Source organism: Streptomyces sp. NPDC056628, assembly GCF_042792555.1.
Lineage (GTDB): Bacteria > Actinomycetota > Actinomycetes > Streptomycetales > Streptomycetaceae > Streptomyces.
In genome coordinates this window covers 266,336-289,855 of the sequence record NZ_JBHTWG010000004.1, presented here as the reverse complement: position 1 = coordinate 289,855, position 23,520 = coordinate 266,336, and the positions used below count along the sequence as shown (strand labels likewise).

Genomic DNA, 23,520 nt, shown 5'->3' with positions numbered 1-23,520 from the left:
GGCAGTGGCCGGGTGTCGTCGCTCACCGGGAACGACACCAAGGTGGAGCCGATGTGCGAAGTGCTCCCGACGAGTTCACGCTACTCCCGAGAAGAACCGGGCGGACCGGACAGCGTGCCGCGGGCCGAACTCCTCCTCAGCCATGCAGAGTTGCCGGTCAGCGGCTACGGGCCTGCGGGCCGGACCGCTCCGTTCGGGAGTGGCCGGGACGGTCGTGGGGAGAGCCTCTGGCAAAGCACAAGCCCCAGGCCGCTGACCTGGGGCTTCGAAAAGAGCGGGTGACGCGAATCGAACTCGCGCTCTCAGCTCGGGAAGCTTGGGTGCTTCAGGGGCGGGATGCCTGCTGATCTGCGGCGGAACGATAGCGGAGCCTGAGGCCCGCGGCCCGCGGCCTGCGTTCCCCGGTGTTCCCCGTCGCTTCCCGTACGACCTGGCACGGTTCTGGCACGTCTGCGGGGGCCGACACAGGAACAAGGTCGCTGTCAGTGGGGGCTGTTAGGTTCCGTGGCAGAGATGGGCCGGTTCGGTGTTCTCGCCGAGGAACACGGCGGCCAAGGGGGGTGGCCGGATAGGGGTCCCCGGACCATTGCGTCCCGGGACGCCGAACGGCTCCGCACCCACCCCCCTCACAACCTTCTGATCCGTAGCTCTGGAGAGGTCGGTCATTGGAGGTCATACGGGCCGCGGGGAGTTTGTGGGAACCAGTGTTGGGTGCTGGCGATTCCTAGGGTTGCAGTACTCCGCTGCTGTACAGAAGGAGCGGGTGATGTCCCGATCAGTGGGCGCGCACACTGCCGACCCGTGCCCTCGGTGCCGCGCTACGCCTGGGCCGATCGTCCACTGAGGTCCGGCGCCGATCGCTGCTGTTCGCGCTTGTTGGTGTCAGCCGCCGGTATCAGCCGCCGCACGCAGGCTTGACAGCGCATGCGGCTCTACTCCTCGGCGGAAAGAATCACGTCAGCAGCACGCGCGTACCCCTTCGGATCGTCCACTGCCACCCGCAGTCGCCACCGTTGTGGTCCCCCGATGTACTTGACGAATCGGCTCTCTCCGAGCACGTCCCCGATCACGAACCGCCGGTCCGCCAAGTAGAGCGACCCGTCAAAGACCGTGGTGAACGACGGATCAGAGGCAATGCCCTCGCCGTAGTCCTGGAACAGCCGCACCTTGATCAGAACCGTCTGTGCTTGTACACGGACAATGACGTGAGTATCGGAAGACGCGGCGGGGGCACCCCCCAACTCCAGATCCTCACGAATCCAGTCTGGGGACCCCAAGGCCATGATCGGATGATTGACGTACAAATCCACTCCCGCTATCTGCACGGGTCCCACCCCTCTGTCAGCCTTGGGCCTGCCGACATACTCGCGTACACCCGGCATCCAACCCGCGCCCCCCTACCTATCCCAGCTCCCATCCCGTCCGCCGTCGACCCACACACCGTGGAGCGGGCGTGGTTCATGGCGTCGAGGTGGAGCGCGCCACTGCACGAACGACCTTGACGCACTGAACCGCGTCTGCTCGGCTCTGCCTGGGTCGATGGCGGACGGGACGGGAACCCACAACGTTCGCCACGATGTGACCGCGACAAGGACACGATGGTCCGCGCCGGGCAGTCGTCCGAGAAGGCGGCGCCGATCTACCAGCACTCCGACGAGGACCGGCAACGGGAGGTCGCCGCCGGGCTCGACGCGACCGTCCGGAAGGCTCGGGTCGCCGCCGCTCGAAAGGCCGACGGGGATCGTTCTGGCACGGATCTGGCACGCGACGAGTGATCAGCACCAGCAGCAAAAAGGCCCTGGTCTCTGACCTGGGCCTTAATCATGGAGCGGGTGACGAGAATCGAACTCGCGCTCTCAGCTTGGGAAGCTGATGTTCTACCATTAAACTACACCCGCGTAAGACGCCCTGTCCGGGGTAACCGGGGGGTGTCCGATCGCCTCGTCACTCTACCCCATCTCCAGGCCCGGGCGCTGTCGCGTCGGGGCCTGAGTGCGTTTCAGGGCGTGGACGCGACTGCGGGGCACCGGAGTTGGGGCGTACCGTGGAGGAGTGGAAGGGGGTCCGGGCGGGGCCGGAGTGCCGCCTGGAGGGCCGTCCCTTTGGTCCCGTAATGTGGCCTCTCGTCGTCCGGCAGGTAGCAGCCGGGCGCGGCTCTTGGGGAAGGGACTCTAGGACTTGATGGAGCGCACCGTCGTCCAGTGTGCCGATGGGCACGTGTTCAGCACCGCGACGTTCCCGATGCAGCAGGCCGAGCGGCTCGGCCCCGGCCGGCTCGTCCGATGTCCCCGTTGCGCCCGGCTCCGCAGCGCGGTGCCGGTCCAGGGGGAGAAGCGGTAGCCGGCGACACGGACAGAGCGGGCGTGGGGCGCGCGGACGGTGCGGTTGGGACCGGTACGCGCGCCTTGCGTATCCTCAGGGCGTGCTTCTCTCAGACAAGGACATCCGGGCCGAGATCGACGCCGGGCGGGTACGGATCGATCCCTACGACCACTCCATGGTGCAGCCGTCCAGCATCGACGTACGGCTGGACCGGTACTTCCGGGTGTTCGAGAACCACCGGTACCCGCACATCGACCCCTCCGTCGAGCAGGCGGACCTCACGCGGCTGGTGGAGCCGGAGGGCGACGAGCCGTTCATCCTGCACCCCGGGGAGTTCGTGCTCGCCTCCACGTACGAGGTCATCACGCTGCCCGACGACCTCGCCTCGCGGCTGGAGGGCAAGTCCTCGCTCGGGCGGCTCGGGCTCGTCACGCACTCGACCGCCGGGTTCATCGACCCGGGGTTCAGCGGGCACGTCACCCTGGAGCTGTCGAACCTCGCCACGCTGCCGATCAAGCTGTGGCCGGGCATGAAGATCGGCCAGCTGTGCATGTTCCGGCTGACCTCGCCCGCCGAGTTCCCCTACGGCAGCGAGCGGTACGGGTCGCGCTACCAGGGTCAGCGCGGGCCGACCCCGTCCCGGTCCTTCCAGAACTTCCATCGGACCCAGGTGTGAGGACGGCATGAGCGACGCCCCCGCGCGGGAGAACCTGACCTACGAGCGCTTCGGCACCGCCGTCCGCGAGCTGGCGCAGACCATCGCCGACGACGGGTACGAGCCGGACATCGTGCTGAGCATCGCCCGGGGTGGCGTCTTCGTCGCCGGCGGGCTCGCCTACGCGCTCGACTGCAAGAACCTGCACCTGGTGAACGTCGAGTTCTACACCGGCGTCGGGACGACGCTGGAGATGCCGGTCATGCTGGCGCCCGTCCCGAACGCGATCGACTTCACCGACAAGAAGGTGCTGATCGCCGACGACGTCGCCGACACCGGCAAGACGCTCAAGCTCGTCCACGACTTCTGCGTCGAGCACGTCGCCGAGGTCCGCTCCGCCGTGATCTACGAGAAGTCCCACTCCCTCGTGAAGTGCGAGTACGTCTGGAAGCGCACGGACGACTGGATCAACTTCCCGTGGAGTGTCTTGCCTCCGGTACATAAGTCGGGTGAGGCACCCAAGGAGAACCCGGAAGCGCTCTGACCTGCGCGCATTGCGGGCTCCTGCGGTTCCGGCACAGCGAGAAGCCCTCGGCCGATCGCCGAGGGCTTCCACGTACGGGCTCTGCGGAACGCGGCAGCTACCCCACTCGCTCAAGGGTCAGTTCACTGCGCGTGGGCTCGGCTCGCCACATCGCCGCCAGCGGGGGACAAGCATGGATAGACCGGCGCATCTCCGCGAGTGCGGCAGTCCTGGCGGCCCCGATCTCGTCGAAGTCGTATCCGGTGTCCTGACGCCCGAGGCTGTCGAGATCGGCCCACGCGGGGTCCTCGGCGAAGACGAGCTGAAGTTCCACCTTCCAGTACTCGGCCTGCCACTCGGGATCATCCCGTCCCTCGGCCCCGGTGATCGCTAGCAGCCGCCCGAAGGACAGAGACGGCTGGTCGTCGTTCCAGTCCCACCGGCCCCATTCGGCGATGAAGCCGTCGCCGTCGTCCTCGGGCCGCTCGATCCCGTCGACCTCGAGCTGGCAGAACTCGCCGAAAGCGTCCCAGGCCGCATCGACGTTGCGTACGGCAGCGGGCTCGATCCCGCGCTGCCTCAGGATCTGCGCGAACATGTCGGCGCTGGATCTCCATGGAATGGGCATGCGGGATGCTACTGGCCCGGCCCGGTGCCGGGGCCTTTCGCGGTTCACGCGGTTCATACGGTGACGCGAAGCGGCAGCGCGTCCTCTCGGCCGTAGGCCAGGACCTGGGCAAGCACCTCGCGGAAGCGGGCGATGTCCTCGGCCGGCGCCTCCAGGACCGCCTCGATCTCCGCGTCCTCCAGGTCCAGCGCGGGCAGTGCCGCGGGATCCAGGGAGACGCGCAAGACGTTTCCGGTCAGCTCGACCGACCGTACGCACCCGTACGCCGTGCCCTGGTCGGGGGTGACCACGCAGTGCGTGTCGAAGCCCAGGGAGACGTCCTGCTCGTCCGGTTCATCGCTGCTGCACTGGAACAGCATGAAGAAGCCACTGCCGTCCTCTTCCTCCGCGATGGTCGCCTCTATGCAGCAGTCGTGGTCGAGGTCGATCTCCGCCCCGGCCGCGCGTGCAACGAACCTGTAGGTCATGGGCGTGTTCTATCAGCAGGAGACAGCAGCCCCGCACCTGGCTGACCTGTGGCATGGGAAGGGCCCCTGTCGCCGTCCGCGGCAGGGGCCCTTCCATAGGCCGAGGGCTAGAACGTGCCCAGTTTCACGATCGACAGCAGGGCCACCAGCTGGATCGCGCTCGCGCCCAGGGCCTTCGGCCACGGGAGGTCGTGGGACTTGGAGACCATCAGGGTGAGCAGGGCGCCGCCCGCCACCCAGGTGGCCCAGCCGAGGATCTGGACGAACGAGGCGTCGCCGCCCGCGAACATGGCGACGACCAGGCGCGGGGCGTCCGTGAGGGACATGATCAGCATGGAGAGGCCGACCGTGGGCTGCCAGGCGCCGTCGCCGCCGAGCTGGCGGGCGAGGGTGTGGGTGACGACGCCCAGGACGAAGGCCGACAGGACCATGGCGACGGCGGTGGTCAGGACGATCGGGATGGCGTTGGAGAGGGTCGCGTTGATCGCGTCCTCGCGGGCGCCGTCGAAGCCGAAGACCGCGAGCAGGCCGTACAGGAACGTCACGATGAGGGCGGGGCCCCACATCGCGTAGTCGCGCATCTGCAGGAACGTCTGCTGGGGCGAGAGGATCACGCCGCGCAGCAGGTCCTTCCAGTGCAGGCGGGGGCCGATCGGGCCGGCCGGGGCCGTGCCCGCGCGATAGGTGTCACCCTGGGTGTACGGATCGTCGCCCACGGTGAACGCCTGGGTGTGACCGGGGTTGTTCGCCGCGTACGGGTCGACGGGGGCGTGCGGGTAGCCGCCGTCGCCGAAGTACTCCGGCTCGCCCTGGCCGGCGGGGCCGTGACCACCGGGGCCGTAGCCGCCGTGCCCGCCGCCGTGCGCCTGCGGCCAGCCGCCTCCGCCGCCCGAGCCGCCGTACGGCTGCTGCGGCGGCGGAGGGTAGCCGTACGACGGTCCCTGGGGCGTCTGCTGCGTGTGCGGGGTGCCGTTGTTCCTGCTGCCCCGTCCGATCCTGAATCCAGCCACGTCTTCGAACGTACCTGGTCCTGGCAAACGGTGTGCCGGGCCCGGCGGTTCGGGCCCGGCTTTGCTGCCGAGCTGTGACATCCCCTAAGGGATGCCCCGAGGGGATGTCGTCAGTGGAGCATGTCCTGGCCGAGGCGCAGGTAGCCGGAGGGCAGGCCGAGCGAGCCGGGGCCGAAGCTGGTCGCGTTCGTCGTGGTCACGCCCGTGGCGGAGCCGCGCAGGCTGTAGATCGAGCCCGCCGGGTGGTTCTCGCCGTCGGCCCCGACGGACAGGTCGGCGCGGCCGTCGCCGGTCAGGTCGGACAGGCGTACGGAGGCGCCGAAGCGGTCGGCGGACTCGGCGGTGCCGGGGACGCCGGCCGTGTCCTGGGTGAAGGACTTCGCGCCGGTCGCGGTCAGGCCGGCGGCGGAACCGCGGAGCACGGTGACGCTGCCGGCGATCTCGGCGTCGCCGAGCGTCTCGTGGACGGTGCCGACGGCGAGGTCGGCGTAGCCGTCCTTGTCGATGTCGCCGAGGGAGAGGGCGTTGCCGAACCAGTCGCCTTCCTCGTCGGCGCCGGGGACGCCGGGGGTGTCCTGGGTGATCGTGGTCTGGGCGCGGGTGCTGATGCCGTTCGGGGTGCCGAGGTAGGCGCTGACGGAGCCGCCGAGGCTCTTCACGCCGTCGCCGTAGGTGGAGGCGACGATGTCGGCGTAGCCGTCGCCGTTGAGGTCGCCGGTGGCGGCGACCTCGTAGGCGCCGTTGACCAGGAGGGTCTGGCGGGTGAGGCCGGAGGGGGAGCCCAGGTAGACGAAGGTGCCGTTGTCGTAGGTCTCGGCCTGGGTGCCGCTGATGACCAGGTCGTCGGTGCCGTCGCCGTTGACGTCGCCGGCGGCGAGGCTCTGGGCGCCGTAGATGGAGCCGGTGTGCAGGTCGGTGGTGAGGGCCTGGCGGGACGCGGCGCCGGATGCCTTGAGGAAGCCGCCCTTGTGGATCCAGATGTCCTTGCCGGTGCTGCCGACGGCGAGGTCTGCCTTGCCGTCGCCGGTGAAGTCGCCGACGGTCAGGGACATGCCGTACTCGTCGTGGGCGGAGGGGGCGCCGTCGGGGACGGACTGGCCGCCGGACAGGCCGTTCGTGCCGCCCCAGACGATCGTGACGGCGCCGCCGTCCACGTCCGAGCCGACGTCCTCGCCGGGGCTGGCGATCACGAGGTCGGCGTAGCCGTCCCGGTTGAGGTCGCCGGAGGCGAGGCCCTTGCCGAAGCGGTCGCCCTGCTCGGCGGTGCCGGGGACGCCGGTGGTGTTCTGCGTGATGGTCGTGCGGTGGGAGGCGCTGAGGCCACTCTGGGAGCCGTAGGTGACCACGACGGCGCCCGCGTCGGTCTTGCCGCCGACGGGGGTGTACGGCGCGGCGGTGGCGAGGTCGCGGTAGCCGTCGCCGTTGAAGTCGTCGGCGTACTTCGCGGGGGCGGCGGCCGCCGGGGCGGCGGTCAGCAGCGGGGCGGCGGTCAGGGTGGCGGCGACGGTGGCCGTGGCGAGCGCGAGGGAGTGGAGGCGCTTGCGGTGGTGCCGGAGCATGTGGAGTCTCTCCTGCGGTGTCGGGGGTGGCCCGTGGGGGCCGGCCGCCGCGGAGGGCGGCCGGCCCCTGTCGGAGGTCCGGGGGTGGGGCGGGTCAGCCGGCCAGGACGTCGCCGAAGTAGGCGAGGCCGGAGGGGCCGCCCAGCGCGGTGCTGCCGAAGGACTTGGCGTCGGTGGCGGTGACGCCGGAGGCGGTGCCGCGCAGCGTCCAGACGGAGCCGGCGCCGTCGTTCTCGCCGCGGGCGCCGGCGACGAGTTCGGCGCGGCCGTCCTTGCTCGCGTCGGTGAGCAGGACGGAGTGGCCGAAGTAGTCGTAGGACTCGGCGGTGCCGGGGACGCCGCTGGTGTCCTGCGTGAACGACGTGGAACCGGTGCCGGTCAGGCCGGAGGAGGAGCCGCGCAGGACCACGACCGATCCGGCGTCCTTCTTGCCTCCGAGGTCCTCGTCGGCGACGCCGACCGCGATGTCGGTGTAGCCGTCGCCGTTGGTGTCGCCGGCGTCCAGGCTCCAGCCGAAGGCGTCGTTCGTCTCGGAGGCGCCCGGCACCTTCGCGGTGTCCTGGGTGATGCGGACCGGGGTGCGGGTGCTCAGGCCTCCGGCCGCGCCGTAGGTCACGGTGACGGCGCCGCCGTGGCCGCCGTCGGGCTCGTCGGCGGACTTCTCCATGAAGTTGCCGGTGACGATGTCGCCGTAGCCGTCCTTGTCGACGTCGCCGATGACGGACGCGTAGCCGCCGGCGACCTCGGCGCCGGGGGTGAGGCCGGAGGCGGAGCCCTTGTAGAGGACGCTGCGGGTGCGGTACCCGCCGCTGTACTCCTCCTGGCCCATGACGAGCAGGTCGGTGCGGCCGTCGCCGGTGACGTCGCCGGAGGTGATCTGGTCGGCGCTGACGCCGGTCTGCTCGTAGGGGTCGACGCCGACGAGCGCGGCGGCCTTGCCGGTGCGGGTCAGCGGGCCCTTGAAGATGTTCAGGTCCGGGGAGGCCAGGTTCACCGAGGCGAGGTCGGTGGCGCCGTCGCCGTCGAAGTCGCCGGTGGCCACGGACCAGCCGAGCTCGCTGCGGTACTGCGGGAGCGGGGAGGTGATGTCGGTGCCGGACTTGACGCCGTTCGCGCCGCCCCAGAGCACGGTGAGGACGCCGAAGTCGTCGGTCGAGCCGATCCGTTCGCCGTGCACGCCGACGACGATGTCGGTGTAGCCGTCGCCGTCGAGGTCGCCGGTGGTGACGCGGTCGCCGAAGTAGTCCTCGCTCTCCGGGACGCCCGGGATTCCGGCGGTGTCCTGGCTGATGATCTGCCGCTTGCCGGTGTTCGGGCCGGTGGCGCTGCCGTAGACGACGGCGACGTAGCCGGCCTTGCTCTTGCCGGCGACCTTGGCGAGGGGCGCGCCGACGACGGTGTCGCGGTAGCCGTCGCCGTTGATGTCGCCGGGCAGGCCCGAGGGGGCGGCGGTGGCCGTGGTGGCCGGGAGCGCGGTCAGCAGACCCGTGGTGAGGGCCGCCGCCAGCAGGAGGCTGCGCTTGCGCAAGGTCGGGTCCTCTTTCGTGAGGGAGGGGTTCGGGAGCGGAGAGCGGGCGGGGCGCGTCACGGGGCGATCGGCCAGCCGGGCGTCACTGGGCGATCACCGAGCCGACGTAGTAGCCCTTCACGGAGACGTCGGCGGCGGTGATGCCCTGCGCGCCGCTGGTGGTCAGGCCGGTGGCGGAGCCGCGCAGGGTCCAGACGCCGCCGGTGCCGTTCTCGCCGTCGACGCCGATGGTGAGGTCGGCCCTGCCGTCCTTGGTGACGTCGGTGAGGTCGACCGCGGAGCCGAAGCGGTCGCCGGTCTCGGCAGTGCCGGGGACGCCCGCGGTGTTCTGCGTGTACGACTTCGCGCCGGACGTCGTCAGCCCGGACGCCGAGCCGAACAGGACGGTGACCGAGCCGGCGTCCTGCGCGTTGTCGGTGTCCTCACCGGGGGCGGCCACGACGACGTCGGCGTAGCCGTCGCCGTTGATGTCGCCGGTGCTCAGGGCGGAGCCGAAGGAGTCGCCGGTCTCGCCGGAGCCGGGGACGTTCGTGGAGTCCTGGTGGACGACGGTCGGCTTCTGGGCGGGGTCGGGGCCGGTCGGGCCGCCGTACCAGACGGTGATCTGGCCGCCCTTGTGGCCGACGGGCTTGTCGGCGCTCGGGTCGGAGGAGTCGCCGAGGACGAGGTCGCCGTAGCCGTCGCCGTCGATGTCGGCGATGGAGCCGCTCATGCCGTCGGCCTGGGCGAGTTCGCCGAGCTTGTAGCTCGTGCCGGTCCAGCGGTAGGTGAAGATCGTGCCGCCGGGGTCGTCGTCCACCCCCATGGGGTAGACGCGTTCGGCGGCGCCGTCGCCGCTCAGGTCGCCGGCGATGACGTCGTACGTCGTGCCGACCTCGCCGACGCGCTGGTGGCTGAGCGGGCCGCCGGTGCGGGTGAACGGGCCCTGGTAGAGGCGGGTGTGGTTCTGCCCGGTCAGCGTGACGTCGATGTCGCCGTCGCCGTCGAAGTCGGCGGCCGCGGCGCCCCGCGAGAAGCCGCCCCACCGGGCGAGGCCCGACGGCTGGGGCAGGCCCTTGCCGCCGCTCAGGCCGGACTTGGAACCCCACAGGACGGTGCCGGACCCGACGCTCTCGTTGTCGCCGACGGTCTCGCCGGAGGAGCCGACGACGAGGTCGGAGTAGCCGTCGCGGTCGAGGTCGGCGGCGGCGAGGGAGGAGCCGAAGAGGTCGCCCGCCTCGGCGGTGCCGGGGACGCCGGTGGAGTTCTGGGTGAGCACGGCCTTGCGGCTCGCGGAGAGGCCCGAGGAGGAGCCGTACAGCACGATGACGGCGCCCGCGCAGGACTCGGAACCGACCTGGGCGCACTGGGCGGACACGGCGACGTCGCGGTAGCCGTCGCCGTTGAAGTCACCGGCCAGTTTGGAGGGCGCGGCCGAGGCGCCGGTCGCGGGGAGCGCGGTGAGGAGGCCGGTGGTGAGGGTGGCGACGAGGAGGAAGGGGCGCTTGCGCAAGGTGGGTACTCCTGGGAGGCGGGTCGGGGCCGGGCCCGTGGGGACGGGGGGAACGGGCCCGGCGGGCGGCGGGACGCCCGCGACCGTGCGGGTGACTCGGTGCGGGACGTGGGGTCCGCCGCGGGGGTGACCGTCCGTCTCCCTCGGCCGTCCCCCGCGTGGGCGGGGTGTGGTCGGCGGGGAGGGCGGGCGGCCGGTGGCCGGGCGTGGGTCAGGCGGCGAGGAGGGCGCGCGGGCGCGGGCTTCCGGAGGCCGGGGTGCGGCGGGCGGTGCCGCGCGGGACGGCCGGGCGGCCGGTCCGCGCGGCCGTGCCGGGGGCACGGCGTGGACCGGCGTGCCGGCGCGGGTGCGCGGACGCGTACGCGTGGTGCATGCGGGTTCTCCTGCGGCATGCGGATGCCCGGCGGGGCATCGCGGACGGGGTGCGACCGGCCTCGTTCACCTGGCCTTGGCCATGGCTTTACGAAGGGTCGACTCTGAGGAGACGTTCAGCCGGGCCCGAGGGTTGTATGCGAGTCGGCCGAGATTTCCGGGGCCCATCGGGTGAATGCGAACGCGCCGGGCGCTGGGCCCGCGGCGGGACGGGAAGGCCCTCGGCCGAAGCGCAGTGGCGGCGAGCAGGTCAGGAGTGTCCGATGCCGAAGTTCCTCATCCAGGCCACCTATACGGCCGAGGGCACCCAGGGGCTGCTGAGGGAGGGTGCGAGCGGGCGCCGCGCGGCGGTGGAGCAGGTCGTGTCCGGGCTCGGCGGGACGGTCGAGGCGGTGTACTTCGCCTTCGGCGAGCACGACATCGTCCTGATCGTCGACTTCCCCGACCCGGTCGCGATGGCCGCCGTCAGCCTGGCGGTCAAAGCGAGCGGCGCCCTGCACACCCGGGCCACTCCCCTGCTCGGCCTGGCCGAGGTCGACGAGGCCGTACGCCGCCAGGTGTCCTTCCGGGCACCCGGGGCGCCGGGCCCCGCCGGGGCCTGAGCTCAGTCGCCGGACCGCTCGGCCCGCGTGGGGGCGACGAACGCGTTGGCGTGCCCGTGCCCGAGGCCGTGTTCGGTCTTCAGCCGGCCGACCGGTTCCCTGTGCCGGGTCAGCGGCGAGGTGCGGATGAGGTCCTTCCAGTACGCGACCGGACGGCCGTACGTCTTCTCGATCGCGGGGAAGCAGGAGGCGGGGCCCTTCACCGGCGCGCTCATGTCGTCCCGTCCGTTCAGGTGGCTTTTCCTGTCGCTGTCCGGACCGGCGCGCAGGGCGGAGCTGATCGCCGTACGCCTGCGAACTGCGTCACCGCGGTCACCGGGTGGAGTGACGGCCCGTGCGGAACTCCGCGGGAGCGGCGGGAGTTCTCCACGTGACGTGCGGGAGCGCGCGGACGACCGAGCAGACGGATACGAAGCCGAGGTGGCACGCATGGCGATGTGGGACCGGATCAAGGACCAGGCCAAGGGGTTGCAGCAGCAGGCCCAGGGCCGCGGCTCCGGCGGGCACGGGCGGCCGGGCTCCGGGTCCGGGGGCTCGAAGGCCCAGCTGGTGAGCGCGCTGAAGTCCCAGCTCACCTCGCTCAAGACGGAGTTGAAGAGCGGCGCCTACCGGGACGCGAGCATGGCCATGTGCGCGCTGGTGGCCGCCGCCGACGGGCACGTCGACCCGGCCGAGCGGCAGCACGTGGAGTCGCTGATCCTGAACAACGACGTCCTGCAGAACTTCCCGTCGGAGCAGCTGCGCCAGCGCTTCAACAAGCACGTCGACCAGATGGCGGCCAACTTCCCGCAGGGCAAGGCGGACGCGCTCCAGGAGATCGCCAAGGCCGCGAAGAAGCCCACCGAGGCCCGCGCCGTCGTCCAGACGGGCTTCGTCGTGGCGGGCGCGGACGGCTATGTGGCCCCGGCCGAGGAGCAGGTGCTGCGGGAGGCGTGCGGGGTGCTCAACCTGTCGCCGCAGGAGTTCGGGTTCTGACGTCGAGGAGCCGGTGACGGCTCAGCCGTGGTGCGGTGGGCCCGGCAGGGTCGTGAGGTCCGGTGCCGGTTCGGGCCAGACCAGCAGCAGCGGGCACGGGGCGTGGTCGACGACGAAGCGGCTGACGGGGCCGAGGCTGTGCGGGCCGAGCCGGGTGCGGTCGCCGTCGCGGGCCAGCACCAGCAGGTCGGCGCCGTCCGCCGCGGCGACGACCTCGCGTTCGACGCGGCCGGTGCGCTCCGTGCGGGCGCAGGGCCGGCCCAGCCGTTCGGCGGCGGCGCCGAGGAGGCTCTCGGCGGAGGCGGCGGCGAGGTGCTCGACCCGGGTGCCGGGGTCGCGTTCGCGGTGCCCCCGGCCCAGCAGCCCGGCGAACGCGCCGTGCGCGGCGTCGGCCACGTCGTCCCCGGTGACGTGCAGCAGGACGATCTCGGCGTCCTCGGGCGCGTGCCGGCGCGCGGCGTCCACGCAGGCCGGCCAGGTGCCCTCGACGATCCAGACGACCACGGCCATCGGCTTCAGCCTCCTCCGATCACGGCCAGTGAGGCCCACAGTGCCACCACGGCGGCGCACAGGCTCGCGGGTACGGCGTACAGGCCGAGCCGGGTGAACTCCCCCAGCCGTACCTCGGTGTCGTGGGCGTGCACGATACGCCGCCACAGCAGGGTGGCCAGCGACCCCGCGTAGGTCAGGTTCGGCCCGATGTTCACGCCGAGCAGCACCGCGAGGACGGCGCCCGGCCCGGACCCGGTGGTCAGCGGCAGCAGGACCAGGACGGCGGGCAGGTTGTTGATGACGTTGGCGAGGACGGCGGCCAGCGCCGCGATGCCGAACAGCGCGGCCAGACCGGTGCCGTCGGGGACGAGGCGCCCGAGGGCGGTGTCGAGCCCGTTGTCCACGACCGCGCGGACGACGATCCCGAGGGCCAGGACGAACGCGAGGAACGGCAGGGACGCGGCGTTCAGCAGCGCCTTCGCGGTGGTGCGGCGCCGCAGCAGGGCCCGCACGGCGAGGACGGCCGCGCCCGCCAGGGCCGCCCAGGCCGGGTCGACGCCGACGGCGGAGGTCACCACGAACCCGGCCAGTGTGCAGGCCACCGTCACCAGGGCGAACAGCGGCAGTTCGGGGGCGTCGCCGCCGGACGGGGCCTGTGCGCCGGCGTCCAGGTCGGTGGCGAAGAAGCGCCGGAAGACGGCGTACTCGACGGCGATGGCGGCCAGCCACGGCAGCGCCATCAACGCGGCGAACCGGGTGAAGGTCAGCCCGCTGGCCGCGAACGCCAGCAGGTTGGTCAGGTTGGACACGGGCAGCAGCAGAGACGCCGTGTTGGACAAGTGGGTGCAGGCGTAGACGTGCGGTTTGGGCCGGGCGCCGAGCCGGGCCGCGGTGGCGAACACGACCGGGGTGAGCAGGACGACGGTGGCGTCCAGGCTGAGCACGGCCGTGATCACGGACGCGGCCAGGAACACCTGGCCCAGCAGCCGGCGCGGCCGGCCCGCCGCCGTCCGCGCCATCCACGCCCCGCACGCCTGGAACAGCCCCTCGTCGTCGCAGAGCTGGGCGAGGACCAGCACGGCCGCGAGGAAGCCGATGACCGGGCCGAGGCGTTCGGCCTCGTCCAGCGCGTGGGCGGGGGAGAGGGCGCCGGTGGCGACGACCAGTGCCGCGGCCGGCACGGCGGTCACCGCCTCGGGCAGTCCGAAGGGACGGACGACGGCACCGGCCAGCACGAGCACGAGCAGGGCCACGGACAACGTCTCCGCGAGCGAGGCGTTCAGCTTCCGGTCCTTCCGGGCGGGGCGGGGGTCCGCCGGTCGTTCTCGCCGCACGGTACTCCGCGCGGGCGGCCCTCCGTCCGTCCCACCCCCTGCGGCCGGCCCGATCCCGACCGCGCGGGCCACCAGGGGGTCACCGGCTCCCGCCCTACCGGCCCTCGGCCGCCTCGCGGGTGGGCGCCCTCGACGGCACCGTCCCCCGCGCCGACGGAGAGGCCGTCGTCTCCGCCCTGCGCCGGGCCGTCTCCTCGTCCTCCGGTGCGGGCGTCGCGCGGTCCCGGGTGCCCTCGGTGGGCACGGAGGGGTCCGTCCGCGCCGGGGGCGACGACGGGGTGCGCCGCGCGGACGGCTCCGTGCTGGGCGTCGGCACCGGCTCCGGTACCGGGGTCGCCGGTGCCGTGCGGCCGCTCGTGGGAGGCGCGAGCGGCGGGGCGGGGGTCGTCGGCGGGTCCGGGCGCTGCGAGGTGAACGGCAGTGCGGCCAGGAGCGCCACGGCACAGGTGACGCCCACCCCGGCGGCCGTACGCGCCAGGCGCCGGCGGGACGCGCGGCGGCGGATCGCCTCGTAGCGGCCGGGCGGCGGGGCCAGGTGCTCGGACGGCGGGCGCAGGACCACGACCAGCGGGTCGTCGTCGGCCAGGGCGCGGCCGTCCGGTTCATCGCCGTCAACGCGAGTGGTCAAGGCTTCTCCTCAGGTGGACGCGGAGCAGTTCGCGGGCCGCGTGCAGGTCGGCCTTGACGGTTCCTTCCTTGCGCCCGGTCAGCACGGACACCTCCCGGATCGGCATGTCAGCGTAGTAGTGGAGAAGGAGCGGGATGCGCAGCCGTTCCGGCAGGGACTGCACCAGCAGCCGGACCGAGGGGTCGGCCTGTTCGGGGTGCGGGGCGACGGCGACCTCGGTGGTCGCGCGGCGCACGGCCCGGCGTTCGCGCTCCAGCTTGCGCCAGTGGTCGCGGACCAGGTTGGCCGCGGTGACGTAGAGGAAGCCGCGCGGCTCCTCCACCCGGCTCCAGCGGGCCCAGAGCCGTGTGAAGGACTCCGACGCGATCTCGTGCGCCGTCTCGTCGTCGTCGACCAGCCGGCGGCACCAGCCGGCCAGACGGGGATAGAGGGCGGCGAACAGCTCGGACGCCGCCTCGTCTCGGGACCGTTTCAACGCTCTCCATGGTCGGGCCGGCGACCTGGTCCGGTGGCCGGGGTGTCACGGGGGAGGATGCCGGTACGGCCGCACGCGTTGCGCGTCCGTGCCGGTTTCCCGCCGCGCCGGGTCAGGGGGATGTGGAGCTCAGCACCGCGAACACGATCACGTTGTCGCGGTACTCCTGTCCCTCCTTGGGCCCGCCGCAGGTGATCAGCCGCAACTCGGGCCGGTCGACGTCCCCGTAGACGTCGTCGGCGGGGAACTGGGCCTTGGCGACGGTGCGGACGGAGCTGACGGTGAACCGCGCGGTGCTGCCGTCCGCCCGGCGCGCCTCGATCCGGTCCCCCGTGCGCAGCCGCACGAGGTCGCGGAAGACGCCGTCGCCGTAGTCGCCCACGGTGACATGGCCGAGGACGACCGACGGGCCGACCTCACCGGGGGTGGGCGAGTGCCGGTACCAGCCCGCGCGGTCGTGGGCCGTGACGGGCGGTACCTCGACGGTGCCGTCCCGCTCCAGCCCCAGCCGGATGAGCGGGGTGTCGACGTCGATGGCGGGGATGCGCAGCCGGACGGGGGCCGAACGCCCCAGGGCGCGTGCGGGGTTCGCGCTCGCGTCGGCGGACCGGTCGCCGGTCTGCCGGGTGCCCCGCGTCCGGCGGGCGGGCGCGCTCGCGGGCTCCGGGGCCCCGCCGCCGCACCCCACCAGGACCGAGGCGACCGCGGCCGTGCCGAACGCGCGCCGGGACAGCGGCGTCATGCGCCGTGCGTCCGCCGGCGCCGGACGACGAACGTCGCCGCGCCTCCGGCGAGGAGCACCGCGGCCGCGCCGCCGCCGACCAGGCCGCCCGCGGCGGTCCCGGACGACGTGCCGGCCACGCCCGTGTCGGGCGCTCCGGACGGGCGGACGCCGACCTGGCCGCGCTCCGCGGGCACCGCGGACGGTGCCCGGGTCGGTTCGGCGGTGGAGGGCACGGGGGAGGCCGCCTCGTCCGCGGGGCGGGTCGAGGGCACCGGCGAGGCGTCCTCCGACGCGCGGGTCGGCGCCGGGCGGGGGGTGGAGCTGTCGGCGAGGGCCGGGGCGGCGCTCGCGAGCAGGGCGGTGCAGGTGAGGGCCAGGGCACTGAACACGGTTCGGCGCATCGGGTCGCTCTCTTTCGTCGTTCGCCCGGCGGAACGTCGGGCGGGTGGTGACGGGTCGAGCGGAGAGACGACGCGGCCCCCGGCCGGGTTGTAAAGAGATGGCAAAGCCGTGTGAGGGGGTTCTCCTGGAACCCGGGACACCCGCACCTGACCGGGCGACAGGCGGCAGGCGCCGGGAATTCCCTTGCCGCGCCCGGAGGTTGACCGGTCACGTCCGCCGACGAAGGAGAACGCCGTGCCCGAGACCCCCGCCGAGCAGCCCGGCCGGGTGCGTGAACTCCGGCTCGTGGTCACGGCCGACGACTACGACGAGGCGCTGCGCTTCTACCGGGACGTGCTCGGCCTGCCCGAGCAGGCGGCGTTCTCGTCCCCGGACGGCCGGGTCACCATCCTGGACGCGGGCCGGGCCACCCTGGAGCTGACCGACCCGCACCACGCCGAGTACATCGACGAGGTCGAGGTGGGCCGGCGGGTCGCCGGACACGTCCGGGTCGCCTTCCAGGTGGACGACTCCCCGGCGGTCACCGCCCGGCTCGCGGCGGCCGGCGCCGAGGTGCTGGCCGAGCCGACACGGACGCCGTGGAACTCCCTGAACTCCCGCCTCGAGGCACCGGGTGCCCTGCAGCTGACGCTGTTCACGGAGCTGGGCGGGGCGGCGGAGGAACCGGCGGGAGGCGATTCCCCCCAGCCGTAGCCCATTCGTCCGTTTTGGTGATAATTGAGGCATGGATACGGCGACGCTTGAACTGGCGGCCACGGGGACCGAGGTCCTTCGCTGGATCGCCGCTCTGGCAGGTGGGATTTTCATCGCCGGCGCACTGGTATGGGCGGTGCAGTTCGGCATGCGGGTCCGCGACAAGGAGTCTCCGCGGCCCACCCCCGAGGAACAGACGCACCTCCCCGAGACCGGTGCCGTCCACGAGATCCGTGAGGTGCGGGAGCCCGACGAGGTGCCGCACGCGCAGGACGCGACCCGTCTCCTGCCGCACGAGCTGCACGCCGCGAGCAGCAGGCGCAGCGAGGACCAGCACCGCAGGCGCTGGGATCCGGGCCACAGCGGGTCCTTCGGAGGCGGTGGCATCGGCCACCGCTGACCCCTCGCGGGTCAGGAGGGGTCCGGGGCGAGGGCCAGGGCCAGGATCACGAAGAAGTCCACGGCCACCATGATCACCGACCAGACCGGCGCGTACGGCAGGAACAGGAAGTGGGCGACCATGCCGAGCGACGCCAGGAGGATTCCGGTGATCCTGGCCCACCAGGCGCCCTTCAGGATGCCGTAGCCCACGCACACGGCGACCACGCCGAGGGCGAGCAGGACCCAGCCCCAGGTCGTGAGGCTCGCCTCGAAGACGTACTGGCCGACCTGGGTGTAGACGTCGTCGGCGGCGAGGGCGGAGATGCCCTGCAGGATGGCGAGCACGCCGTCGACCAGCATCAGCACACCGGCGAAGACCAGCCCGCCGGTGAACCAGTCGGACGCGCGGCCGGTCCCGGCCGCCGGGGCGGGTCGTGCCGTCCGGGGCGCGGACAGGCCGGTGGAGCTGTGGGCCGCGTCGGTGGCGTGCGCCTGCGATGGCTGCTGCTGCTGGGTCATGGCTGCCGTACCCCACTTCTCGCGGTGTCCGCGATCGGTCGTCGAACGGGTGCTGCGGTCGGTACGACGATCCGGGCGCCCCGGGCCGCCCACCAGGGGACACGGGCCGATCGGGTGACGGCCGGGGTGCGCGCGGACCGGTCGCGCCCTTCACTTGAGGAACCGCCGGACATCCCCAGGAGTCGTCATGCACTCTCCCCGCACCCCGCGGACGCGGTCCGCCGTCCTGCTGACGGCCGCCGCGCTCACCGCCGTCACCCTCACCTCGTGCTCGGACGACGGCACCCCCTCCTCGGTGGCCAGCAAGGCGGCGTCCGCGGTCGCCTCGGCCACCGCGGAGGCGGGCCGCGCGCTGGATGAGATCAAGGGCGGCGTGAACGCCAAGGACGCCGTACGGGTGGGCGGCACCACGAAGGACCCCGACGGCCGTGCGAAGGCCGAGATCACGGTGAAGAACACCACCGGCTCGACGAAGTCCTTCGCCGTGCAGGTCGACTTCAAGGACGAGGACGGCAAGCTGGTGGACGCGGCGGTGGTGACCGTGTCCGACGTGGCGGCGGGCGCCACGGGCAAGGGCACCGCTCGCAGCACCCGCGACCTCAGCGGCCAGGTGCGCGCGGAGGTGGCGCGGGCGGTGCGCTACTGAGCGATGCCCCGCACGGACGTCCGGGAGCCGGCACACGGCCGTCAGCCGGCGACCATGATGTCGATCTGCTCGCTGGTCGCGGACATCCCGTTCAGCGTGGCCGTGGCCTGGAGGCGGCCCGGCCCGGCGGGCAGGGCGACGCCCGGCACGCACGACCAGGTGCCGTCCGGCGCGGCGGTCGCCGAGCAGACCTCCTGCTCCAGCGCGTCCAGCACGGTGACCTGGGCGCCCGGGTAGGCGATGCCGGAGGTCTCGGGCGAGCCGACCAGGGCCACGCCGGAGTCGGGGCGGGACAGGGTGGGGGCGGGCAGCCCGACCGTCACGGCGCAGCCGCCGCGCTGGTGGACGATCCCCTTGGCGTCCCGCAGGTCCAGGGAGCAGTCGGGGAGCCGGGTGCCGGGTTCGGCGTCCGGGGACACCGTCAGCATGAAGGGGAACGTACGACCGTGCCAGGCGCCGGCGGAGGCCGCCCCCTCGAAGGCGTACGAGGCGCTGTGGCCCCCGGCGGCCACCGTGCCCCGGTAGCCGGTGTCGGTGAACGGCACACCCGTCACCCGGGTGCCGGCCGGTGCCGTCAGCGTCAGCACACTGCCCGCCCCGAGGGGCGCGCCCTCGTAGCCGCCGACGTGGACGAGGCCCGCGTGGCCGGGCTCGATGGTGGCGCTCGCCCACAGTTCGTGGCCCACGGGGTCGGGCGAGCCGCCGGCCGCCTGCGCCGTGCCGGGCGGTCCGGCCGCGAGCAGCGTGCCGGCGGCGGCCAGCGCGGCGAGGATCGTCGTCTTCCAGGTCCTGCTCATCGTCGGGGGAGCTCCTCACATACCTCGGCGGTACCCCGCCCTCGCCCGCGATTCTCGTGGCCGGGGCCCCGCCCGGCCCGCGCTCGGCGGCCGGACGGGGCCGGTGGGACGACAGCTACCACCCGTCCGGGCGCGGCGGCGGGCGCTCCTACGCGAGCCAGGCCGTCGTGTCCGGGGCGAGCCGGCCCGACTCCAGCGGGGCGCTGCTGAGCAACACCTCCCCCGGCGGCGGCTCGACGGCCTCGGCGGAGAGGTTGGCGACGCAGCGCCAGCCGTCGGAGCGCGCGAAGTGCAGCACCCCGGCCGGGGCGTCCGGGAGCCACCGCAGCTCCTCGCCGTCCAGGAGCTTGCGGCGCAGCCGCAGGGCCCGGCGGTACAGCTCCAGGGTCGAGTCCTGCACGCCGTCCTGGGCCTCGACGGCGTACGCGGCGAAGCGCTGCGGCTGCGGCAGCCAGGCCCCGCCCGCGCCGAAGCCGTACGAGGGGCCGGTCGGCGTCCACGGCAGCGGCACCCGGCAGCCGTCGCGGCCCTTGCGCACCCGTCCGGTCTGCTCCCACACCGGGTCCTGCAGGACTTCCACGGGCAGGTCGGCCACCTCGGGCAGTCCGAGCTCCTCGCCCTGGTAGAGGTACGACGAACCGGGCAGCGCCAGCATGAGCAGGGTGGCGGCGCGGGCGCGGCGCAGGCCGGCCGCCTCGTCGACCTCGGGGGCGTGCCCGCCGGACAGCAGCCAGGCGTTGTCGTCGGTGCCGGGCGGCAGCATCAGCCGGGAGGTGTGCCGGACGACGTCGTGGTTGGACAGCACCCAGGTGGCCGACGCGCCGGCCGAGCGGGCGGTGGCGAGCGAGTCGGTGATGATCCGGCGCAGCTCCTCGGCGTCCCAGCCGGCCTGGAGGTACTCGAAGTTGAACGCCTGGCCGAGCTCGTCCGGGCGGGCGTACAAGGCGCGGCGGGCGCTCGGGTTCACCCAGGCCTCGGCGACCGCCATGCGGGGCGGGCGGTAGGAGTCGAGGATCTTGCGCCAGTCGCGGTAGATCTCGTGGACCTCGTCGCGGTCGTAGAAGGGGTGGCTGCCGGGCGGGAGGTCGGGGAGCGCGTCCTCGCGGCTCAGCTGGGGCGTGCCGAGGTCGCGCAGCGGTTCGTCCAGGTCCTTGGCGAGGGCGTGGGCGACGTCGACGCGGAAACCGTCGACGCCCCGGTCGGACCAGAACCGCAGGGTGGTCCGGAAGTCGGCGCGGACCTCCTCGTTCTCCCAGTTGAGGTCCGGCTGTTGAGGGGTGAACAGGTGCAGGTACCACTGCCCGTCGGGCACCCGCCGCCAGGCGCTGCCGCCGAACACGGACTGCCAGTCGGTGGGCGGGAGTTCACCGTGCACGCCGCGTCCGTCGCGGAAGACGTAGCGTTCGCGGGCGGCCGAGCCCGGTCCGGCGCGCAGGGCCTCCTGGAACCAGACGTGCTGGTGCGAGGTGTGGTTGGGGACCAGGTCGACGATGACCTTCAGGCTGAGGCGGTGGGCCTCGGCGACGAGGACGTCGAAGTCGTCCAGGGTGCCCAGGCGCGGGTCGACGTCCCGGTAGTCGGCGACGTCGTAGCCGCCGTCGGCCAGCTCGGACGGGTAGAAGGGGCTCAGCCACAGGGCGTCGGCGCCGAGGGCGGCGATGTGCCCGAGGCGCTGGGCGACGCCCTTCAGGTCCCCGAGCCCGTCGCCGTCGCCGTCGGCGAAGCTGCGCGGGTACACCTGGTAGATGACGGCCTGGCGCCACCAGTCGGGGTTGCTGGACGAGAGGTCGGGCGTGGAGGTGCGGACGGTCACGCGGTCTCCTCGTGGATGGGTACGGCGACATCGCTAACACTGTCCACTTGGCCCGAAAAGCGAACACCGCGCAGAGCGGATCGAATCATTCCTCCTGTGACGAGATCGTGACGCCCGATTGAACTTCCCTTGCGTTTACGCAGGTTGACACGAGTGATCCGCCCCAAGACGATGTGCTCACGCTGTGGCGCATGTGACCAGTGGGCCCAGTGTTTCTTCTTCGACCACTCTCCACCCCACGAGGGGATACGCATGTCCATAGCGAGACGTGTCACCGCACGGCGGCTGCTGGGGGCGGGCGCCGCGTCGCTCGCCCTGTGCGCCGCCACCGTCGCCTCCGCCTCCGGCGCCTGGGCCCACGGCTCCTCGGGCGGGGACGGCTGGAACTCCGGCGGCAGTTACCGGCCCGGCACCGGCGCCGGCACCCGGACCGCCACCGACCGCTGCGAGTTCTCTCTCGACGGAACGCACTTCACGGCCTCCGTGAAGGTCGACGACCAGAACCTGAAGGTCACCGGCGACGGCAAGGCCCACATCACCGTGCGCGCCGCCGCCGACGCCACGACCTGCACCGCCTCGCTCGCGTCCTACCTCGCCCACGGCTCGACCTTCGCCACCTCCGGCGAGCAGGTCTTCGTCGACTTCGACACGGTCACGGTGCAGCCGGGCGCCACCGACACCCTCGACATCGCCGTCCCGGACGCCGGCTGCTTCGCGCAGATCGACCTGTACCGCGGGGCCGTGAAGTTCGACGGGAAGCACGACGCGAACGACGGCTTCGAGCACGGGGACCTGCCCAAGGGCCCGGACCGCCCGGTCATCAAGGACAAGCTGATCGCGGCCTGGAACGGCGGCACGAAGGACTGCACGGCCGAACCGCCGGCCACCGAGGAGCCCCCCGCCACCGAGCCCCCGGCCACCGAGCCCGGCACGCCCTCCGAGCCGGCGCCGTCCACCCCGGCCGACGAGACGGCCCCGCCCGCCTCCGAGACGCCCGGTGACGAGTCGCCTGCCCCGGAGCCGTCCGGCTCGACCTCCGCTCCGGCGCAAAAGCCCCAGGGGGGCGGCGGTGACCTCGCGCAGACCGGTGGCAGCAGTGCGACCGGCCCGATCGCGCTCGGTGCCGTGGTGCTGGTCGCGGGCGGCGCGGCGTTCGTCGTCGCCTCCAAGCGGCGCCGCTCGGCCCGCTCCTGAGCGAGGACGCCGACGGGGCCCGGGGTTGACCGCCTCGGGCCCCCGTGCAGGTGCGTGAGGGGGCGCCGACGGACCGTCAGGCGCCCGCGACCGTCTCCAGATAGAGCTTCACGAACCGGTCCACGTCCACGTCGAGAGCCACGTCCACCAGGGACTGCTCGCGCAGCCCGGCGTGGATCTCGGACTCTCCGGGGCGGGGGCGCCGGTCCACCAGGGTCTGGCCACGGGCGGGTCCGGGCGCCAGGGAGACCTCCACCGGGAGCAGCCGGCTCGTGATGCCCGCCGGGTCCACGACCGTGCAGACCGCGCCCGCGTCCCCGATCCCGCCGGCCTCCGGGTCGCCGTCGACGTCCGGTGCGGCGGGCCGGTGCGCGAGCAGGTCCCCGGCGAGCCGGGCGCCCGGCTCCGCGCTCTCCCGCAGCCGGCGGACGTCCGCGCCCGGCACCACGACCCGCTGGAAGACGTCCAGGCCGTACATGGTGATCGGCACCCCGGCGGTGAGCAGGATCGCCGCGGCCTCCGGGTCGTGCCACACGTTGAACTCGGCCACCGGCGTGGCGTTTCCGCAGGCCACCGCGCCGCCCATGAACACGATCCGCTCGATGTTGTCCGTCACCCCGGGGTGGGTGCGCAGCAGCAGGGCGATGTTGGTGAGAGGCGCCGTCGGGATGAGGGTGACCGGGCGCGGGGACGCCAGGATCTCCCGGCGCAGCAGGTCCACCGCGCCGGTGCCGGCCGGGGCGCGGGTCGGGGCGGGCAGGTTCAGGTCGCCCATGCCGTCGTCGCCGTGCACGTGCCGGGCCGAGCGGGACGGCTCGATCAGGGGGCGGGCGGCCCCGCGGGCGACGGGGATCTCCGGGGCGCCGGCCACCTCCAGCACGGTCAGGGTGTTGCGCACGACGCCGTCCACGTCCGTGTTGCCGGCCACGCAGGTCACCGCGCGCAGGTCCAGCCCCGGATGGCGTACCGCGAACAGCAGCGCCAGGGCGTCGTCCACGCCCGTGTCACAGTCGATGATCACCGGGATCGGCCGGCCGTCGTTCGTCACGGCGGGTCTCCTTCTGGAGCAGTGCGGTGGCGGGCCCTACGAACCGACCTTACGGTGTCGTACAGGTGGAGTGCGTCGCCGTACGGCGTCGCCACGCGGACACGCGTGCGCGGCGTCGTACGGCGTCTTTGCTGTCCAGGACTCCTCCTCGTCCGTCCGGGACTCCCTCCTCGATCTGCCGCCGGCGCCCCGGGCACGCGCCGCGTCACCCGGACGGCCCGGCGCGCTGGTGGGACAGGGC

The 23,520-nt window shown here is 73.1% G+C and carries 27 protein-coding genes, 1 tRNA gene and 1 pseudogene; 9 read left to right on the top strand and 20 right to left on the bottom strand.

Features of this window, described 5'->3' with window-relative positions; genetic code table 11:
• Positions 1-932 precede the first annotated feature (932 nt).
• Positions 933-1,325: a hypothetical protein gene (locus tag ACFRAC_RS08960; RefSeq protein WP_382922610.1), complete on the bottom strand. Its 393-nt coding sequence runs from the start codon at positions 1,323-1,325 to the stop codon at positions 933-935.
• A 264-nt stretch (positions 1,326-1,589) separates the two neighbouring features.
• On the opposite strand from ACFRAC_RS08960, the pseudogene ACFRAC_RS08955 reads away from it, so the two are divergent.
• A pseudogene (locus ACFRAC_RS08955) lies at positions 1,590-1,775 on the top strand (site-specific integrase); the annotation flags it as partial.
• Between the two features lie 49 nt (positions 1,776-1,824).
• Here ACFRAC_RS08955 and ACFRAC_RS08950 read toward each other — a convergent pair.
• Positions 1,825-1,898 (bottom strand) — tRNA-Gly (locus tag ACFRAC_RS08950).
• Between the two features lie 524 nt (positions 1,899-2,422).
• Here ACFRAC_RS08950 and dcd point away from each other — a divergent pair.
• Entirely contained in the window at positions 2,423-2,998 is a 576-nt protein-coding gene (gene dcd, locus ACFRAC_RS08945; RefSeq protein ID WP_382922608.1) for a dCTP deaminase, read from the top strand.
• A 7-nt stretch (positions 2,999-3,005) separates the two neighbouring features.
• Positions 3,006-3,521, top strand: coding sequence for a phosphoribosyltransferase (locus ACFRAC_RS08940; protein ID WP_382922606.1), 516 nt, complete (start codon positions 3,006-3,008; stop codon positions 3,519-3,521).
• Between the two features lie 97 nt (positions 3,522-3,618).
• On the opposite strand, the gene ACFRAC_RS08935 is transcribed toward ACFRAC_RS08940, so the two are convergent.
• The 7 genes from ACFRAC_RS08935 to ACFRAC_RS08905 all read right to left on the bottom strand — a co-directional run bounded on the left by ACFRAC_RS08935 (position 3,619) and on the right by ACFRAC_RS08905 (position 10,557).
• A complete protein-coding gene (locus ACFRAC_RS08935) occupies positions 3,619-4,098 on the bottom strand; it encodes a hypothetical protein (protein WP_382922604.1) in 480 nt (159 codons plus the stop codon).
• Between the two features lie 83 nt (positions 4,099-4,181).
• Positions 4,182-4,595, bottom strand: coding sequence for an Imm10 family immunity protein (locus tag ACFRAC_RS08930; protein WP_382922602.1), 414 nt, complete (start codon positions 4,593-4,595; stop codon positions 4,182-4,184).
• 107 nt (positions 4,596-4,702) lie between these two features.
• On the bottom strand, positions 4,703-5,686 hold the full coding sequence (locus ACFRAC_RS08925) for a Yip1 family protein (RefSeq protein ID WP_382922600.1): 984 nt from the start codon (positions 5,684-5,686) through the stop codon (positions 4,703-4,705).
• A 29-nt stretch (positions 5,687-5,715) separates the two neighbouring features.
• Positions 5,716-7,164, bottom strand: coding sequence for an FG-GAP repeat domain-containing protein (locus ACFRAC_RS08920; protein WP_382922598.1), 1,449 nt, complete (start codon positions 7,162-7,164; stop codon positions 5,716-5,718).
• Between the two features lie 94 nt (positions 7,165-7,258).
• Positions 7,259-8,692: an FG-GAP-like repeat-containing protein gene (locus tag ACFRAC_RS08915; RefSeq protein WP_382922596.1), complete on the bottom strand. Its 1,434-nt coding sequence runs from the start codon at positions 8,690-8,692 to the stop codon at positions 7,259-7,261.
• An 82-nt stretch (positions 8,693-8,774) separates the two neighbouring features.
• On the bottom strand, positions 8,775-10,184 hold the full coding sequence (locus tag ACFRAC_RS08910; RefSeq protein ID WP_382922594.1) for an FG-GAP-like repeat-containing protein: 1,410 nt from the start codon (positions 10,182-10,184) through the stop codon (positions 8,775-8,777).
• 211 nt (positions 10,185-10,395) lie between these two features.
• Positions 10,396-10,557: a hypothetical protein gene (locus ACFRAC_RS08905; RefSeq protein ID WP_382922592.1), complete on the bottom strand. Its 162-nt coding sequence runs from the start codon at positions 10,555-10,557 to the stop codon at positions 10,396-10,398.
• A 262-nt stretch (positions 10,558-10,819) separates the two neighbouring features.
• Between ACFRAC_RS08905 and ACFRAC_RS08900 the strand changes: the two genes are divergently transcribed.
• Positions 10,820-11,158, top strand: a complete 339-nt coding sequence (locus tag ACFRAC_RS08900; protein WP_382922590.1) for a GYD domain-containing protein — start codon at positions 10,820-10,822, stop codon at positions 11,156-11,158.
• A 2-nt stretch (positions 11,159-11,160) separates the two neighbouring features.
• Here the strand turns inward: ACFRAC_RS08900 and ACFRAC_RS08895 are convergent, their stop codons facing one another.
• Positions 11,161-11,373, bottom strand: coding sequence for a DUF4287 domain-containing protein (locus ACFRAC_RS08895; RefSeq protein ID WP_382922588.1), 213 nt, complete (start codon positions 11,371-11,373; stop codon positions 11,161-11,163).
• Positions 11,374-11,587: 214 nt separating this feature from the next.
• Here ACFRAC_RS08895 and ACFRAC_RS08890 point away from each other — a divergent pair, with 214 nt between their 5' ends.
• Positions 11,588-12,133, top strand: a complete 546-nt coding sequence (locus ACFRAC_RS08890) for a tellurite resistance TerB family protein (protein ID WP_382922586.1) — start codon at positions 11,588-11,590, stop codon at positions 12,131-12,133.
• Between the two features lie 21 nt (positions 12,134-12,154).
• On the opposite strand, the gene ACFRAC_RS08885 is transcribed toward ACFRAC_RS08890, so the two are convergent.
• The 6 genes from ACFRAC_RS08885 to ACFRAC_RS08860 all read right to left on the bottom strand — a co-directional run bounded on the left by ACFRAC_RS08885 (position 12,155) and on the right by ACFRAC_RS08860 (position 16,187).
• A complete protein-coding gene (locus ACFRAC_RS08885; RefSeq protein ID WP_382922584.1) occupies positions 12,155-12,643 on the bottom strand; it encodes a universal stress protein in 489 nt (162 codons plus the stop codon).
• A gap of 5 nt (positions 12,644-12,648) precedes the next feature.
• Positions 12,649-13,908, bottom strand: coding sequence for an SLC13 family permease (locus ACFRAC_RS08880; RefSeq protein WP_382922715.1), 1,260 nt, complete (start codon positions 13,906-13,908; stop codon positions 12,649-12,651).
• A gap of 145 nt (positions 13,909-14,053) precedes the next feature.
• Entirely contained in the window at positions 14,054-14,587 is a 534-nt protein-coding gene (locus ACFRAC_RS08875) for a hypothetical protein (RefSeq protein WP_382922582.1), read from the bottom strand.
• On the bottom strand, positions 14,571-15,062 hold the full coding sequence (locus ACFRAC_RS08870) for an RNA polymerase sigma factor (RefSeq protein WP_382922580.1): 492 nt from the start codon (positions 15,060-15,062) through the stop codon (positions 14,571-14,573). The genes ACFRAC_RS08875 and ACFRAC_RS08870 overlap by 17 nt, the downstream gene beginning before the upstream one ends.
• Positions 15,063-15,174: 112 nt before the next feature.
• Positions 15,175-15,804 (bottom strand): class F sortase, encoded by a 630-nt coding sequence (locus ACFRAC_RS08865; protein ID WP_382922578.1) that lies wholly within the window; start codon positions 15,802-15,804, stop codon positions 15,175-15,177.
• Positions 15,801-16,187, bottom strand: coding sequence for a sortase-dependent protein (locus ACFRAC_RS08860; protein ID WP_382922576.1), 387 nt, complete (start codon positions 16,185-16,187; stop codon positions 15,801-15,803). The genes ACFRAC_RS08865 and ACFRAC_RS08860 overlap by 4 nt, the downstream gene beginning before the upstream one ends.
• Positions 16,188-16,422: 235 nt before the next feature.
• On the opposite strand from ACFRAC_RS08860, the gene ACFRAC_RS08855 reads away from it, so the two are divergent.
• Both ACFRAC_RS08855 and ACFRAC_RS08850 read left to right on the top strand, forming a co-directional pair.
• Positions 16,423-16,881, top strand: a complete 459-nt coding sequence (locus tag ACFRAC_RS08855; RefSeq protein WP_382922574.1) for a VOC family protein — start codon at positions 16,423-16,425, stop codon at positions 16,879-16,881.
• A gap of 31 nt (positions 16,882-16,912) precedes the next feature.
• A complete protein-coding gene (locus ACFRAC_RS08850) occupies positions 16,913-17,281 on the top strand; it encodes a DUF6479 family protein (protein WP_382922572.1) in 369 nt (122 codons plus the stop codon).
• A gap of 11 nt (positions 17,282-17,292) precedes the next feature.
• Here the strand turns inward: ACFRAC_RS08850 and ACFRAC_RS08845 are convergent, their stop codons facing one another.
• Positions 17,293-17,781 (bottom strand): hypothetical protein, encoded by a 489-nt coding sequence (locus ACFRAC_RS08845; protein ID WP_382922570.1) that lies wholly within the window; start codon positions 17,779-17,781, stop codon positions 17,293-17,295.
• Between the two features lie 187 nt (positions 17,782-17,968).
• Here ACFRAC_RS08845 and ACFRAC_RS08840 point away from each other — a divergent pair, with 187 nt between their 5' ends.
• Positions 17,969-18,427 carry an FxLYD domain-containing protein gene (locus ACFRAC_RS08840; RefSeq protein ID WP_382922568.1) on the top strand — a complete coding sequence of 153 codons (459 nt, stop codon included), beginning with the start codon at positions 17,969-17,971 and terminating at the stop codon, positions 18,425-18,427.
• 41 nt (positions 18,428-18,468) lie between these two features.
• Here the strand turns inward: ACFRAC_RS08840 and ACFRAC_RS08835 are convergent, their stop codons facing one another.
• Complete coding sequence (locus ACFRAC_RS08835; RefSeq protein WP_382922566.1) at positions 18,469-19,224, bottom strand: carboxypeptidase regulatory-like domain-containing protein; 756 nt, start codon at positions 19,222-19,224, stop codon at positions 18,469-18,471.
• 148 nt (positions 19,225-19,372) lie between these two features.
• Positions 19,373-21,037: an alpha-amylase family glycosyl hydrolase gene (locus ACFRAC_RS08830; RefSeq protein WP_382922564.1), complete on the bottom strand. Its 1,665-nt coding sequence runs from the start codon at positions 21,035-21,037 to the stop codon at positions 19,373-19,375.
• A gap of 252 nt (positions 21,038-21,289) precedes the next feature.
• Here ACFRAC_RS08830 and ACFRAC_RS08825 point away from each other — a divergent pair, with 252 nt between their 5' ends.
• Complete coding sequence (locus ACFRAC_RS08825; RefSeq protein WP_382922562.1) at positions 21,290-22,231, top strand: LAETG motif-containing sortase-dependent surface protein; 942 nt, start codon at positions 21,290-21,292, stop codon at positions 22,229-22,231.
• A gap of 76 nt (positions 22,232-22,307) precedes the next feature.
• On the opposite strand, the gene ACFRAC_RS08820 is transcribed toward ACFRAC_RS08825, so the two are convergent.
• The gene (locus ACFRAC_RS08820; RefSeq protein ID WP_382922560.1) at positions 22,308-23,279 is read right to left on the bottom strand and encodes a nucleoside hydrolase; all 972 of its coding nucleotides are present in this window, start codon (positions 23,277-23,279) and stop codon (positions 22,308-22,310) included.
• Positions 23,280-23,520: the final 241 nt, after the last annotated feature.

Coding starts and splice junctions, on each gene's coding strand:
- ACFRAC_RS08905 (WP_382922592.1), bottom strand. CDS start 10,557: ATGCACCACGCGTACGCGTCCGCGCACCCGCGCCGGCACGCCGGTCCA.
- ACFRAC_RS08925 (WP_382922600.1), bottom strand. CDS start 5,686: ATGTCACAGCTCGGCAGCAAAGCCGGGCCCGAACCGCCGGGCCCGGCA.
- ACFRAC_RS08890 (WP_382922586.1), top strand. CDS start 11,588: ATGGCGATGTGGGACCGGATCAAGGACCAGGCCAAGGGGTTGCAGCAG.
- ACFRAC_RS08885 (WP_382922584.1), bottom strand. CDS start 12,643: ATGGCCGTGGTCGTCTGGATCGTCGAGGGCACCTGGCCGGCCTGCGTG.
- ACFRAC_RS08930 (WP_382922602.1), bottom strand. CDS start 4,595: ATGACCTACAGGTTCGTTGCACGCGCGGCCGGGGCGGAGATCGACCTC.
- ACFRAC_RS08895 (WP_382922588.1), bottom strand. CDS start 11,373: ATGAGCGCGCCGGTGAAGGGCCCCGCCTCCTGCTTCCCCGCGATCGAG.
- ACFRAC_RS08845 (WP_382922570.1), bottom strand. CDS start 17,781: ATGACCCAGCAGCAGCAGCCATCGCAGGCGCACGCCACCGACGCGGCC.
- ACFRAC_RS08865 (WP_382922578.1), bottom strand. CDS start 15,804: ATGACGCCGCTGTCCCGGCGCGCGTTCGGCACGGCCGCGGTCGCCTCG.
- ACFRAC_RS08835 (WP_382922566.1), bottom strand. CDS start 19,224: ATGAGCAGGACCTGGAAGACGACGATCCTCGCCGCGCTGGCCGCCGCC.
- ACFRAC_RS08840 (WP_382922568.1), top strand. CDS start 17,969: ATGCACTCTCCCCGCACCCCGCGGACGCGGTCCGCCGTCCTGCTGACG.
- ACFRAC_RS08825 (WP_382922562.1), top strand. CDS start 21,290: ATGTCCATAGCGAGACGTGTCACCGCACGGCGGCTGCTGGGGGCGGGC.
- ACFRAC_RS08935 (WP_382922604.1), bottom strand. CDS start 4,098: ATGTTCGCGCAGATCCTGAGGCAGCGCGGGATCGAGCCCGCTGCCGTA.
- ACFRAC_RS08850 (WP_382922572.1), top strand. CDS start 16,913: ATGGATACGGCGACGCTTGAACTGGCGGCCACGGGGACCGAGGTCCTT.
- ACFRAC_RS08860 (WP_382922576.1), bottom strand. CDS start 16,187: ATGCGCCGAACCGTGTTCAGTGCCCTGGCCCTCACCTGCACCGCCCTG.
- ACFRAC_RS08940 (WP_382922606.1), top strand. CDS start 3,006: ATGAGCGACGCCCCCGCGCGGGAGAACCTGACCTACGAGCGCTTCGGC.
- ACFRAC_RS08900 (WP_382922590.1), top strand. CDS start 10,820: ATGCCGAAGTTCCTCATCCAGGCCACCTATACGGCCGAGGGCACCCAG.
- ACFRAC_RS08920 (WP_382922598.1), bottom strand. CDS start 7,164: ATGCTCCGGCACCACCGCAAGCGCCTCCACTCCCTCGCGCTCGCCACG.